This window comes from Panacibacter ginsenosidivorans (assembly GCF_007971225.1).
Lineage (GTDB): Bacteria > Bacteroidota > Bacteroidia > Chitinophagales > Chitinophagaceae > Panacibacter > Panacibacter ginsenosidivorans.
Genome location: NZ_CP042435.1, coordinates 1,583,011 through 1,595,996 on the forward strand (window position 1 = coordinate 1,583,011; position 12,986 = coordinate 1,595,996).

The 12,986-nt window shown below is 37.8% G+C and carries 9 protein-coding genes; 5 read left to right on the forward strand and 4 right to left on the reverse strand.

From position 1 onward, the window contains the following. Window positions 1–296 precede the first annotated feature (296 nt). The 4 genes from FRZ67_RS06550 to FRZ67_RS06565 all read left to right on the forward strand — a co-directional run bounded on the left by FRZ67_RS06550 (window position 297) and on the right by FRZ67_RS06565 (window position 3,692). Window positions 297–1,172: a bifunctional 5,10-methylenetetrahydrofolate dehydrogenase/5,10-methenyltetrahydrofolate cyclohydrolase gene (locus FRZ67_RS06550; RefSeq protein WP_147188773.1), complete on the forward strand. Its 876-nt coding sequence runs from the start codon at window positions 297–299 to the stop codon at window positions 1,170–1,172. A 264-nt stretch (window positions 1,173–1,436) separates the two neighbouring features. Then, window positions 1,437–2,066, forward strand: a complete 630-nt coding sequence (locus tag FRZ67_RS06555; RefSeq protein ID WP_225975527.1) for a 7-carboxy-7-deazaguanine synthase QueE — start codon at window positions 1,437–1,439, stop codon at window positions 2,064–2,066. 119 nt (window positions 2,067–2,185) lie between these two features. Further along, complete coding sequence (locus FRZ67_RS06560) at window positions 2,186–2,737, forward strand: hypothetical protein (protein ID WP_147188774.1); 552 nt, start codon at window positions 2,186–2,188, stop codon at window positions 2,735–2,737. Between the two features lie 739 nt (window positions 2,738–3,476). Beyond that, on the forward strand, window positions 3,477–3,692 hold the full coding sequence (locus tag FRZ67_RS06565; protein ID WP_147188775.1) for a hypothetical protein: 216 nt from the start codon (window positions 3,477–3,479) through the stop codon (window positions 3,690–3,692). A gap of 99 nt (window positions 3,693–3,791) precedes the next feature. Here the strand turns inward: FRZ67_RS06565 and FRZ67_RS06570 are convergent, their stop codons facing one another. The 3 genes from FRZ67_RS06570 to FRZ67_RS06580 form a co-directional block, all read right to left on the reverse strand. After that, window positions 3,792–5,942, reverse strand: a complete 2,151-nt coding sequence (locus tag FRZ67_RS06570; RefSeq protein ID WP_147188776.1) for a xanthine dehydrogenase family protein molybdopterin-binding subunit — start codon at window positions 5,940–5,942, stop codon at window positions 3,792–3,794. Between the two features lie 422 nt (window positions 5,943–6,364). Then, window positions 6,365–7,852: a PQQ-dependent sugar dehydrogenase gene (locus FRZ67_RS06575; protein WP_158638323.1), complete on the reverse strand. Its 1,488-nt coding sequence runs from the start codon at window positions 7,850–7,852 to the stop codon at window positions 6,365–6,367. Window positions 7,853–8,092: 240 nt separating this feature from the next. Continuing rightward, the gene (locus tag FRZ67_RS06580; RefSeq protein WP_147188778.1) at window positions 8,093–9,994 is read right to left on the reverse strand and encodes an OmpA family protein; all 1,902 of its coding nucleotides are present in this window, start codon (window positions 9,992–9,994) and stop codon (window positions 8,093–8,095) included. 9 nt (window positions 9,995–10,003) lie between these two features. On the opposite strand from FRZ67_RS06580, the gene FRZ67_RS23915 reads away from it, so the two are divergent. Next, entirely contained in the window at window positions 10,004–10,291 is a 288-nt protein-coding gene (locus FRZ67_RS23915; RefSeq protein WP_374728503.1) for a DUF1328 domain-containing protein, read from the forward strand. Between the two features lie 245 nt (window positions 10,292–10,536). Here the strand turns inward: FRZ67_RS23915 and FRZ67_RS06590 are convergent, their stop codons facing one another. Then, a complete protein-coding gene (locus FRZ67_RS06590; RefSeq protein ID WP_225975528.1) occupies window positions 10,537–12,714 on the reverse strand; it encodes a carboxy terminal-processing peptidase in 2,178 nt (725 codons plus the stop codon). Window positions 12,715–12,986: the final 272 nt, after the last annotated feature.

Sequence of the window (12,986 nt, forward strand, 5' to 3'; positions counted from 1 at the left end):
TTAAATATATTTTATATTAATATGTATTTTTATATTTTGCAGCTACTTATTTTGATTTCTTAAATCCAGGCAAGCAGTTTTTAAAAAGTTTTAGAAAGATTATTATTAAACCCTGCACAACTACTGTTTTCATAACCTTACTGCTCAAAAAAATCGTAATTAATACCATCATCAAAACAATCAGCTTCAAATTATCTGGGTATTAAGACCCAAAAATCAATTTTAATTCCAGCAGTAAAACAGGTATAGAAAACAATTAGCCAAAAAATCTGAGCTGCCTGCAATACTTTTGCAGCATGATAATACTTGATGGCAAAATTGCATCTGCTGCAATTAAAGAATCACTGAAAAAAGAAGTGGAAATATTAACTAACAATGGTAAGCGCCCCCCGCATCTTGCAGCAATACTGATTGGAAATAACGGAGCAAGCGAAACATATGTGGCAAGCAAGGTAAAACAATGCGCAGAAATTGGTTTTCAGTCAACATTAATCAGGTTAGAAGAAGATATCGCAGAATCTATCCTTTTACAAAAAATCAATTTTTTAAATAATGACGTGTCGGTAGACGGCATACTCGTTCAGCTGCCACTGCCAAAACATATTAATGAACAAAAAGTAATTGAAGCAATAGCACCAGAAAAAGATGTGGATGGTTTTCATCCTGTAAATGCCGGCAAGCTTGTTCAAGGCCTACCTGCATTTATTCCGGCAACGCCTTATGGTATTATGCTTATGCTTGATCATTTTAATATTGAAACAAAAGGTAAGCATGCTGTTGTAATAGGAAGAAGCAATATTGTTGGTCGCCCTATGAGCATTCTGTTAAGCAGCAATATAAAACATGGCAACTGTACGGTCACTATTTGTCACTCCCATACACAGAATCTAAAAGAAATTTGTTTACAGGGAGACATTCTTGTAGCAGCACTTGGCAGACCTCAGTTTGTAAAAGCAGACATGGTAAAAGAAGGAGCAGTTGTTATTGATGTTGGAATTACAAGAGTAGAAGATGCAACTGCTAAAAAAGGTTTCAGAATAAAAGGAGATGTTTCTTTTGATGAGGTTGCACCAAAAACATTTGCCATTACACCCGTTCCGGGTGGCGTTGGTTTAATGACAATAGCAGGTTTGTTAAAGAATACATTGCAGGCATATCATCAAAGACAATAATTTATGGGCCAGGCAAAAGTTTTTCATAGCATCACCTGTTGCGTCGCACTCTTGTACAATACAACTTTTATAAAAAGTTCGCTTCATCTTTATCATTTGGTTTTAAAATAAAAGTAGTGTGAATTGATAGGAATATTTTCCTCTGTAAGTTAAGTTGCCCGTAGTTATACAGATGAAGTGATTGCGACGCAAGGAACGATGCCATGAACACTACAGCCGGTATTCAAATAAATATTCTACAGATTTACAGACCTGAAATAAGTAATGATAGTAACAACAACAATAGAACATCAAACAACTTCACTTCCTGTAATGGAAGCCTTCTATACCTTGCAGGGAGAAGGTTTTCACCAGGGAAGGGCCGCTTATTTTATAAGGCTTGGTGGTTGTGATGTGGGGTGTTCGTGGTGCGATGTAAAAGAAAGTTGGGATGCATTGAAACACCCCGTGTTGTCTATTGACAAAATTATTGCAGAGGCCAAAAAACATCCGGGCAGATTGGCTGTGGTAACAGGTGGCGAACCACTGATGCATGATCTTGATGCACTAACTCGTGCATTGCATAATGCAGGCTTTGAAAATAATATTGAAACGTCCGGCTCTCATCCATTAAGTGGTACATGGGATTGGATCTGTCTTTCACCAAAAAAATTCAAAGCACCATTACCGGAAATATTGCCACTCGCCAATGAATTGAAAGTTGTTGTTTATAATAAGTCTGATTTTAAATGGGCAGAAGATTATGCCGCAAAAGTTTCTGCAACCTGTAAATTGTATCTGCAACCTGAATGGGGCAAAAGCGAAAAGATTACACCGCTTATTATTGACTATATAAAAGCAAACCCTCAATGGGAACTGAGCATGCAGTTGCATAAGTATATTAATGTTCCATAAAACAACACACAGTATCAAATATGCTGTTCCCAAACAAGTTCTGTTCTCAAAAAATCTGTGCATACAAAAAATAGATTTATCAGTATGTAAATTTTACTAGTTTTAATCAAAAAAACTCTATGAGAAAATTTATACTGGTAGCAGCACTTCAATTATTTTTTTCAATTGGTTTTACACAAAGTTTCAGCATAGGAGATAAAATAGAAGCATATAATTCCGGTGCATGGTATAAAGGAAGCATTCTTGAAACCGGTACAGGTACCTATGCCGGGTATTATAAAGTTCAATATGATGGATATAGCCAGGTGCAATGGATAAAAGCAGCAAATATCAGGATGCAGCAAACCTCTGATGCAAATGTGGAAAATGATAAGAAAGGACCACGTAACGGAACCTATATAATCCTTTCCTATGGCAGTGCCTCCAATCCAATACGAATAGGATATTTTGAATTACAAAATGGTAAATACACCTATTATAACATGAGTAAAAAAAATATCGGGCAGGGGTCTTTTACATATAATGCAGCGAATAAAACAGTTCAATGGACGAGCGGTCCATTCAAGGTTGCAAACTGGAGTGGAAAATTTGAAATAGACAGAGAGGGTAAAACACATAAGATACGATTGAACAGTGTAACTATAGGCACAAACAGCACAGATTCAAATTAACGGGCATGCAGTTCCTATTAGAGTGAACGAGTATAAGTTTCCGTGTATATGTCCAGGTTGCAGATTGTTTTACACAAAATAAAAATGTGAGAAGGCATATCATATGACCCCAGCTTTTGTATCTCATAGCATCTCCTGTTGCGTCGCACACTTGTCCGTTCTGTTTTTATAGCAGCAAATAACAATCAGTTTTAACCAAATCCTTGCATTTAACATGTTATGTTTGCCTATATCATGACAAGTAAAGTTTTCCAAATAAAACCTTCAACAATCAAAAGGTATCTGCCTGTACCTGACACACGTGATTGTTATACTTGCTCATTTACAGAATTTCTTCCTTTCGCTTCTGAGCTTTATTATTTTTCAAGTTTCAAAGATTTTAAAACTATCATCCCGGCCTTATTATAATTTTTTGGGTACGGGATATTCTTACTTTGTTTCTGCTAATATTGAGTTGATGTTATGCTGATATCCGGCATGTAGCAATTGCAGTGTACTATATAAAAACAACACTGCAACTGCCATGCTATGAAATAACGGCATTCAGGTATTATAAAAATCAGCATTCAAAAACGTAAAATAAAATACTACAATCATGAGAATTTTTATTGCTTCCTTTTGTATATGGCTGACCCATAAAATCAAAGACTGGCGGAGTAAACAAAGTTTTGTTGACAAACAATTACATTTTTAGCGCATGATAAATTTACAGGCAAATCAATGTTGCTCTTTGCAAATCATGCAGCTTCCCTTAACGATAAAAGATAAAGCCATGTCATCTTCAAAAGAAAATATACCTATCAACAAGCTTATCATTCTTGCATTTGTTTTGATAAATGCAATTATTGCAGAAGTTGCATTTATACATAATGCAAACTGGTATTGGGCATTACTACTAACCATACCGTTATTAGTTGTTGCTATTTATAATGCCCGACGCAATCAGATATTTTAAGTTTAAATCGGTCTCGTTGACTTCCAAACTAAATGCACAAGAGTGCGACGCAAGGAACGATGCCATGAAATACTACAGCTTATCACCAAAAAAATTCTTCTACACTTCATCCAGATTAAGCGGCAATACCCTGATGCGTTTTTTAGTAAGATCAAAAATAGCATTGCACAATGCAGGCGCTACATTGGGTAATGCTGATTCACCTGCACCCTGCGGTGCGGCTGTGCTACTAATGATATGTACAGAAATGTCGGGGCACTCATTAATGCGCAGCATTTTATAAGTATCAAAATTTTGTTCTGCTGCTTTACCATTTTGAATAGTGATGCTTTGGTACGCGGCCTGCAAACCCATTACCACACAGCCTTCCACCTGTTCGGTAATAATGGCGGGGTTTACTGCTGTACCGCAATCAATAGCAACGCTAACTTTTACAGGCTTTACTTTACCATTTGTATTTTTTACTTCCACTACCATTGCAACAAAAGCACCGGATCGTTCTCCGATAGCAACACCCTTGCCGGTATCTTTTTCACGTGGCTGGTACCAGTTGGATCTTTCTGCAACGGTTTGTAATACCTGCGTGTATTGTTTATGATCTTTTAGTAATGATAATCTCAGATCAAGTGGGTCTTTCTTTGCTGCGTATGCTAATTCATCTATAAATGATTCGTGTGCAAAACAGTTGGTGGAATTGTAAACAGAACGCCAGTAAAATACAGGCACCGGCAATTTACGCAGCACTGCACTAACGGTTACATTGGGTATTGCATAGTCAGTATTTACAGCCTCTGTTGTTGCACCGCTGGGCTTCATATCATTGCCACTTTGGTTTTGTATTTCCTGGCAAATTACTTTATGTTCCAGCGCAATGATGTTGCCGTTATTATCAACCGCACCGCGACATACATTGAGCGAGCATGCACGGAAGGGGCCTTGTGTAATATCATCTTCACGGCTCCATATAATTTTTATAGGTGCTCCAACTTTTTTGGAAAGTATCGCCGCTTCTTCCACCACATCGGTCATAGATCTTCTGCCAAATGCACCACCCATGAATGTATAATTGATAGCAACATTCTCTTCTTTAATACCAAGCTTTTCTGCAAGAAAAGAACGCATACCATTTGGGTTCTGTGTAGAGCCCCAGAAACTGCATGTATCTTTCTCAACACTTACCACTACATTCATAGGCTCCATGGGTGCATGTGCCTGGTAAGGCGTTTCATAAATTACCTCTACTTTTATAGCAGCATTGTTTATAGCTGCCGCTGCATCACCTCTTGTATCAAATGACTCACCTTTTTGTTGAGATGCTTTGAGATAATCTTCTTTTATATTTTGCGTGTTCCATTTTTCATTGCCGGCATTATCCCATTTTATGTCGAGTAATTTTCTTCCCTGTGTAGCCGCCCAATAGTTATCTGCTATTACCGCTACGCCTTCACGAATATTTCCAAACACTTCACGTTGGGTTTTTAAAACATATTTTACACCCGGTACTGCTTTTGCTTTTGCATCATCAAAACTCACCAGCTTTGCAAGAAAAACAGGAGAGTGTTCTACAGATGCATACAGCATACCCGGCACTTTTATATCAATACCAAATTGGGCTGCACCATTTATCTTAACATCAAGATCTTTTCTTGGAACGGGTGTACCAATGATCTTAAAATCTTTTGGGTCTTTTAGTTTTGGATCAGATGGCGGCGAAAGTTTTTTTGCATCTGTAACAAGTGCTCCGTAACTCAGCCTGGCCGCAGTGTTGCGGTTGATAACATTCCCATCTGCTGCATAGCATTGTGCTGTATCAATATTCCATTTTGCTGCAGCAGCAGTGATGAACATTTCTTTTGCAGAAGCGCCCACCTTGCGCATCAGTTCATAATTTTCCATTATGCTGCGGCTGCCATATACTGCCTGGTCGCCATACTTTTCACTGTTGGCAGGCGAAGGCATGATGGTAATATTTTCCATATTCACCTCAAGTTCTTCTGCAATGATCATGGGTATCGCAGTAAAAGTTCCCTGCCCCATTTCCGGGCGCTGATTATAGATGGTGATCTTTCCCTTATCGTCAATAAAAATATAAGGGTTCACTTCTGACGCAAGGCTATTATCGCCTGCTTCTGTATGCACAATTGCAGGTGCCTTGCCCGCAATGAATGTATAACCAAGTGCAAGACCTGCACCCGAAATGCCGGTAAGTTGTAAGAACTTTCTTCTGGCAATTTTATTGGAAGCCTTCATAAAAAATTATTTAGCAGAAATGCTGACATTACCCGAATGCAAAGCACGGTATGAAATTAAATCAATCTTTGAAAAATAAGTTGCTCTTTATTTAAGCAGACAAGTATTAACGTTAGGATTAGCTTTTGTACCCGGCATATGGAATGCTATGAGCTTTGGTTGCGTCGCACACCTGTACTGCAGGAATTTACTATGCAGCCTTTAAAGGCAATTACTGTAAACATATCATTTTATTTTTTTGTACACTTCGCCAAAATCAATGATGCTCATTGGTTCAACAATTAAAGTGCTTGCGACGCAACGAAGATGCCATGAAATACTGCAGCAGGTATTACAATTCTCAGAATCCTGGTCTCATAATAAAATAAAAAACCGGGTACAGCAATGTGTGCCCGGCTTAACTAAGAGGAGTATAATATTATTTACTCAACCGTAAACTTTGTACTTACGTTTCCTTTACCGTTTTGCACATGCAATATATAAATGCCTTTGGGTAATTGCGATGCATTAAAGTTCCAGCGGTTATATCCTTTAACTGCATTTCGTGTATCGCGTATCATTTCTTTACCAAAAACGTTGGTAATACTTATGTTATATGATTCGTTTTGCATTGCATTAAGTTCCACACTGAATTGCCCGTGATTAGGATTGGGAAAGAGTTTTACAATAAGGCTCTTTGCAATATCATCGCCTGCAGCTATTGGGCTCTTTGCATCTGTATCAGATGAATCTACCAGATGGTAAATAATACCATCCAGGTTGTCTGCCACATACAACTCCTTATTGATGTCTTCACCATAGGTAGTAAATGCAAATTGTGTAGATTCTTTAAGGAATATATTTAACCATGTATCATTGTATTTAAATACGGTACTGAATTTACCGGTGCAGTAATCATTATAGAAATACTTGCCCTGCATTTTTTTGAATTTGCTGCCGCGGTAAACAAAACCACCGGTTATAGAAGCGCAATTATCAGATGGATGTTTGTATTCAACAATAGGGAATGTGTATGATGTGCCATTGGCATCGCAACTGTCGGGCTTGTAATTATGGTAGGCTTCGTAACAACTCCATCCAAAATTCTTACCGCCTTTACTGCCACCGGCTACCAGGTCTATTTCTTCCCACTTGTCCTGGCCTACATCTGCTATCCATAAAGCACCATTCTTGCTGTCGAAACTAAAACGGAATGGATTGCGCAAACCTGTTGCCCATATTTCATCTTTGAATTTAGGAACATTTACAAAAGGATTGTCTGCAGGTATGCTGTAATGTTTGTCATTTACAGCATCAGGATGATCAACATCAATGCGTATCATTTTACCAAGTAATATGCGTGGGTTTTGTGCATTGTTTAAAGGATCACCTGCACTTCCGCCGTCGCCAAATGTGCTGTATAAATAACCATCCGGACCAAATTTTATACAACCGGCTTTATGGTTCACAAATTCTGGATCTGATGGCTGGGTAATCTTTATAATATCAAACTTGCTATGACGCATGGCTTTATTTGGGTTATTTGGGTTTGTAGTAAAACGGGAGATGTGACTATCACTGTCATGTCCTGTATAGTTTACATATACATAAGGTGAATCAGGGTAGTTGGGATGAAAAGTAAAACCAAGCAAACCACGTTCATCATAATCATTTGGGTAAACTGTAAAAACAATATCAGTTATATCCAGGAAAGGCTCCGCCATTTTGTTACCTGCGGCATCGAGTATCCATATTTTACCTAACCTTTCCGCCACAAAGAGCCTGCTGTCGCCGCAGTTGGCAATATCCATCGGAGCATCGAAACCTGAAGCAAAAGAAGTGAGTCCTAGTTTTGGAAGATTGTTTGCAGACTGGGCATTAACTGCATGCGCAAGCAGCATGCATAGCGCAAAGAGAGTAACCGTTTTCATGGTGTTTATCATTTAAATGTGAACAAATAAGCAATCATAGCAATGGTTAACAGCCATTGGTAAAAAGTTCACATTATGGGGAGTGATAATTATTACATCAGGAAGGGAATAATAAAAGATTACAGAAGATAGGCATATCTGTTTATGCTACGAAAAATGATTTGCCAGACTGGAATATTTATATGCTGAAATGGTTTACATAATTTCCAATAGACCTCATTTGAATTAAAAAGAATGACTTTACAAACCAATAATTACAAACTCCGTTCTTCGGTTCAGTGCTTTGCCTTGTTCTGTAGTATTTTCTGCTACGGGCTTACTTGCGCCAAAGCCCTTCCATGTAAGTCTTTTAGGATCTATGCCTTTACTGGCAAGATAGTCTGCAACTGCCTTTGCACGGTCTAAAGAAAGTTGATTGTTGCGGGCATCTGTTCCTGTATTATCTGTGTGCCCATTTATCTGCACTTTGATAGTTACGTTATCAGTCAGCAGTTGCAACAACTTATCCAGTTCAATTAAACTCACGGGTTCTAATGTTGCAGCGTTTGTTTCGAACTGTATATTCTTTAACACGCCAACAGCATTAACAGCAATGGGTTGCAGCGGAATATCTTTTACATAAATACTGTCTGCATCTTTATTGCCAAGATTATAGAGATCACTATAAAAAAGAAAGCCTTTCCTATTTACAGTGAAAGTATAATCTGTTCCTACTGGCAGTGTTATAAAATAAAAACCCGTTTCATCTGTCTGTACTTTCGTGATCAGTTTTTGTGTGGCGTTATCTGTTAACTCCACTGCACATGGAATGGTTTGTTTTGTTTCAGCATTATAAACGGTTCCCTGCACATACAATGTTTTGATTGGTCTTATATCATTACGCATATTAAACTTGTAGAGATCAAGACCACCCCGTGTGTCTGATCGGTCACTTGCATAATAACCCGTGGCGCCATCAGCAGAAATAAAAATACTTTCCTGGTCGCTTATGGTATTTATTGGATAGCCAAGATTCTCCGGTGTTTGCCATTTACCATTCGCATCTTTTCGTGTAAGAAAAATATCCAAACCACCATAACCGGGTAACCCATTGCTGGTAAAGTAAAGCGTGCTATTGTCTGCATGAATAAATGGTTCTATCTCATCCCCTGCTGTGTTAATGGATGGGCCAAGATTCTGCGCAGGCAACCATTTACCATTTGCCGAACGATAACTTACATAAATATCTTTACCACCATAACCGCCCGGCCTGTTGCTGCTGAAGTACAATGCATTTTTATCAGGGCTAAGACTTGGAGAACTCTCCCAGAAATCTGTATTGATGTTCTCTCCTAAATTGATAGGCACACTCCAGCCCTGCGGCGTATTGTAAGAAATAAAAATATCATAATTGCCATAACCCTTACCAGGAAAATTTCCTGCAAATACAAGCCACTCACCATCCTGCGAAATATTGATAGCGCCTTTGGATGGTTCTTCATTCAGCTGTCCTTTAATGGGTACAGATGTACTAAAACCATCTTGTATTCTTCGGCTCATCATGAATGTTTCTCTTCCATCGAGCTCATGTCTTGTAAAAACAAAAGTGCTGTCATCAATGGTAAAAGAGGGATAAACTTCAGGCCTGTTTGAATTAATGCTATCACCAAGATTCTCCGGTGTAAAAACATAATCTGTTGCAGGATGTTTTTGTTTATAGTCAATTGCAAATGAATAACAGGACTTCCAGTACATAGCACTCTTTACACTCTTATCATTCAGGGATGGAATTGCAAGGAATGTATCAATAGCTTTCGCCGCATCTTCGAATCTTCCTAGGCCTGCAAGATCAATGGCATAGGGAAGATTGTAGAATTTGAAATAGGCCGTATCCATTTCTCTTGCTTTCTCATAGTGGTCAACTGCTTTCTGGTAATCTTTTAATTCACCATACACACCTGCAAGCGATAACCAAGCATCTACAAAATGTGGCTCATATTCTATCGCTTTACCAAGCAATGGTATAGCATCTTTTATAAAACCATCCTGCAATTGTGCAATGGCATCGTTATAAGCTTTTGCAGCTTTAGGATTGATCTTTGGTTCCTGTGCTGTTGCCTGAAACGATGCAATTATTAATATTATAAACAAGAGTCTTTTCATTTTGTATAAATGCGGTATAAAGTAATCCCCATTGTTAAACTTTCAAATATCGGTGATTATTGTGTGGAACATTTTCTGGCACATTTTCTGAAAAAGATTGAAATATATTATTCATCATTAAAACATAAATCTATGTTACGCTGGACAATTATTTTTCTGATAGTAGCCATTGTAGCCGGTATTTTTGGATTTGCCGGTATTGCTGCAAGCGCAGCAGGTATTGCAAAAGTTTTATTCTTCATTTTTATTGTACTATTCCTTTTGTCTTTGATCTTAGGCAGAAAATCTATAGAATAAAATTTTGAGTGCTTGGATGTGTTATAAACTGGGGTTGTTTTTACCCACTTGTGTAACACTGTAATCATCAAAAAAGCTTTCCATTATGGAAAGCTTTTATTTTTTATTTATGAAAAAAGTAATAGTAATACCAGCTCTTTGTCCTTATGGCATCATCGTTGCGTCGCAATCCCTTAATCTTTTGTACAGTGAGCAACTTTCCGTAAAATAAATATTATAGAAAACGATTATCAGGTAATATAAGGTTATTGTTTTACAGTTACCCTGTCCTGAACCTGCATGATATCTTTTATAATATTTACTGTTTCATTTATATAAAGATCGCTTTGTACATTCTTCAACCATGCCTGGTATCTTTCACCCTTAGCTTTATCTGCGTTGTTATAAAATTTGTCTTTATCTACTTCTACAGGACGCATATTCATGGGCTGTGTTAATTTGCTCCACGTGTCATCCTGTTTAACAGTTGTCTTTAAAATGCTTTGCTGCTTTTTGTAGGCATCAATATTTAGTTCATAAGGTTTTTCTGTATTAATGCTTAGCCAGTCTGTATTCTTTTTTATACCTGTAAAAGCTTCATTAGTGGCTATTCTTTCAGCAGCTTTCTTTTGTATTTCAGCCCAGTTAATATCAAGACTGTATTTATAATCTGCCTGTGGAATCTGATCCCATGCCAATGCTGATGGATTATCTTTTTCACGAAATTTAATATACTCGTATGTGTCTGGCAAAACTATATCAGGTGTTACTCCTTTCAGTTGTGTAGAACCGCCATTAACACGGTAAAACTTTTCAAAGGTAAGTTTCAATGCACCAAACTCTGTTTGACCAGTTGTCATATCCTGTTTACCTAATGGAAGATTCTTTTGTACGGTACCTTTACCATAGGTTGAAGTACTGCCAATAATAACACCTCTCTTGTAATCCTGTATAGCTGCGGCAAATATTTCAGAGGCGGAAGCACTAAGTTCATTCACCATTACAGCTAAAGGTCCGTCATATAAAACACTCTGATCATTATCACTAAGCGTAATTGGTTTACCATCCCGGTCTTTTACCTGCACTACAGGACCACTTTTGATAAATAATCCTACCATTTGTACTACTTCATATAAAGAACCTCCACCGTTATTCCTAAGGTCAAGAATAATACCCTCAACATTTTCTGCTTTTAATTTTTTTACTTCATTTGCTACATCCTGCGAGCAACGGTTACCATCAGGCCTGTCAAAGTCAGCATAAAATTCGGGGAGATATATGTAGCCAATTTTTTTATCGCCACTTTGTATAACAGAGCTTCTGGCGAAGGTCTCATCCTGCACAATTTCGTCCCTGATAATAGATACCACCTGTAATGTTCCATCATTCTTTTTAAATGTCAACCTTACTTCTGTACCCTTGGTACCACGAATTAATTTCACTACATCCGTAACTGCATAACCTGCAACATCAACAGGTGGCTCATTTCCTTGTGCCACTTTCATTATTTCATCATTTACCTGTACCTGACCACTCTTCCACGCCGGGCTGCCTGTAATAAGGCTGGCAATTTTTATAGCACCATCATCCTCTTTTAATTGTGCGCCTATTCCATAAAAACGACCACTCATTTCTTCATCAAAACCACGCTTTTCAACAGGAGCAAAATATTCTGTATGCGGATCCATCAGGTCAGTAATAGTATTCACAAATGTGCTGAATTGCTGATCTTCTGTAAATACCAGTTTCAATCTGTTATAATTTCTGTCTAAGGCAGTTAATACACGGTTTCTCGCTTCTTTCTCAAACTGCACGTCTGTTTTATTGAGAGAAGTATCTTTCTTATCTGCCTTTTCTCTTTGCTGCTGCAGATCTACAAAGCGTTCCAATGTCATAAACTTTAACCGCTTGCGCCAAGCTTCCTTTCTTGCGGCTTCATCAGCAGGATAATCAATTTTGTCTCCGTCTAACTGTACTGTTTCATTAACAGAAAAATCAAAAGGTTTGGCAAGTATATCTTTATAAACGGCCATAACTTCATTCAACCTTTTCTGGTAAATTTCTCCCGCGGCAGGATAAAATTCCATCGTTGCTTTGCCTAAAATTTCTTCATCTATAGAAGTCTGGTATTTAGCTAATGTTTTTATATCTGATTGCAGGAAAAGATCCTTATCAGGATCAAGATCTTCGAGGTATTTCTTGAAAACAGCTTTTGAAAAAGCATCGTCAATTGCTTTAGGGCTGTAATGCCTTTCTTCAAGAATTGAACCTATAGCAGTAAGCAGTTTTTGCTGCTTTACATATTTATCATCATTACTGTTTATATTAACCTGTGCATCTCCTCTCCCGGTAAATGCCCAAAAAATTCCACTGAATAAAAGAACAATAATCAACACGGGCCAAACTTTCCTGTTCATCATAATTTTTAAAATTTTAGAAGCCATTGGGTCAAAATTAGTCGAAAAAATAAAAGGCGCTATAACCCTTGTTACTTATTAACAAGGTTTTTTTAGCTTAAGCAACCGCTAAAGGAGTAAATTAAACCATTTAGCCCTAACGGCGAACGAATAAATGTATTAACGGCATTTTACTGGGATATGTTTAACAAGTTGCATATTTACAGCAAGAGCACTTGAGCATATCTGCAACCCAAAGCTGGTTATTGAACAGGACGCTGCAGTGTGCGACGCAACGGAAGCTTTATGCTTTTTTGCTG

Excerpts from the sequence above, each read along its gene's own strand:
- FRZ67_RS06550 (WP_147188773.1), top strand. The coding sequence starts at position 297 with ATGATAATACTTGATGGCAAAATTGCATCTGCTGCAATTAAAGAATCA.
- FRZ67_RS06555 (WP_225975527.1), top strand. The coding sequence starts at position 1,437 with ATGATAGTAACAACAACAATAGAACATCAAACAACTTCACTTCCTGTA.
- FRZ67_RS06560 (WP_147188774.1), top strand. The coding sequence starts at position 2,186 with ATGAGAAAATTTATACTGGTAGCAGCACTTCAATTATTTTTTTCAATT.
- FRZ67_RS06565 (WP_147188775.1), top strand. The coding sequence starts at position 3,477 with ATGCAGCTTCCCTTAACGATAAAAGATAAAGCCATGTCATCTTCAAAA.
- FRZ67_RS06570 (WP_147188776.1), bottom strand. The coding sequence starts at position 5,942 with ATGAAGGCTTCCAATAAAATTGCCAGAAGAAAGTTCTTACAACTTACC.
- FRZ67_RS06575 (WP_158638323.1), bottom strand. The coding sequence starts at position 7,852 with ATGAAAACGGTTACTCTCTTTGCGCTATGCATGCTGCTTGCGCATGCA.
- FRZ67_RS06580 (WP_147188778.1), bottom strand. The coding sequence starts at position 9,994 with ATGAAAAGACTCTTGTTTATAATATTAATAATTGCATCGTTTCAGGCA.
- FRZ67_RS23915 (WP_374728503.1), top strand. The coding sequence starts at position 10,004 with ATGCGGTATAAAGTAATCCCCATTGTTAAACTTTCAAATATCGGTGAT.
- FRZ67_RS06590 (WP_225975528.1), bottom strand. The coding sequence starts at position 12,714 with ATGGCTTCTAAAATTTTAAAAATTATGATGAACAGGAAAGTTTGGCCC.